Source organism: Streptococcus mitis (genome assembly GCF_009496155.1).
GTDB lineage: Bacteria > Bacillota > Bacilli > Lactobacillales > Streptococcaceae > Streptococcus > Streptococcus mitis_BQ.
Map to the genome: position 1 here is coordinate 1 of NZ_WIJP01000037.1, position 999 is coordinate 999.

Below are 999 nucleotides of genomic sequence, written 5' to 3' on the forward strand. Positions count from 1 at the left end.
GTGAAATCATGCTTGATAATCAGTTAACTATGGATGTCAGTCCTTATTCTAGTTTGTATAATATCGTTGTTCCTAAACCCCACTTTTTACGTCAGCTAACTGAACTCTGTGATTTTAGCTTTATTTATGATGAACTAGAAAAGAATTATCATCCCGATTTTGGGCGTAAAGCTTATTCACCGATTATGATGTTCAAATATCTTTTGTTGAAAGATATTTATAAGTTATCAGATGTCGATGTGGTGGAACGTTCCTTGTCAGATATGGCCTTTAAATTTTTTCTTGGTCTAGCTCTGGAGGATTCTGTTATCGAACCCTCCTCTCTGACAAAATTTAGAAAGCTAAGAATTAAAGATAACAATCTGCTCGATGTATTGATTCAGAAATCTGTTCAAATTGCACTCGAACACAACTTGATTAAGAGTAAGATCCTCATTGTGGATGCCACTCACACCAAAGCTCATTATAATCACAAGAAGCCCCAAGAAATTCTTAGGGAGCGTTCAAAAGCTTTACGTAAAACGATTTATCAACATTCAGAAGATATTAAAATAGAATTTCCAAAGAAACCTCAGGAAGATAAGCTTGAAGCAGAGTTGACCTATACAGAGGAGTTAATGGCTGTAGTTGAAAAACACGAGAAACTCTCAGCCCTACCAGCTGTTTCTCAAAAGTTCAATTACCTAAAAGAAGCTGTTGAGGATGACTTAGAACACTTGGAAGCATCTGTTAAGGAGGAGGCTAGGCTTGGACATAAGACAGCCGACACCTCTTTCTATGGATATAAAAGTCATATCGCTATGACGGATGAACGGATTATTACTGCTTGTGTGGTCACTTCTGGAGAACAAAGTGATGGGAAATATTTACCTGAGTTATATGCCAAAACAAAGGAAAATAGTCTGGACATCGAAACTATTATTGGTGATGCGGCTTATTCAGGAAAGGACAACATTCAACTAGCTCGCAAAGAAAAGATTCATTTGGTGTCAAAACTGA

1 protein-coding gene is annotated in these 999 nt (G+C 36.9%); it reads left to right on the forward strand.

Features of this window, described 5'->3' with window-relative positions; translation table 11 throughout:
• Window positions 1-8: 8 nt before the first annotated feature.
• Window positions 9-999 (forward strand): transposase (locus GEZ84_RS10550; RefSeq protein ID WP_153224490.1); only part of this gene is annotated, 991 nt, incomplete at its 3' end.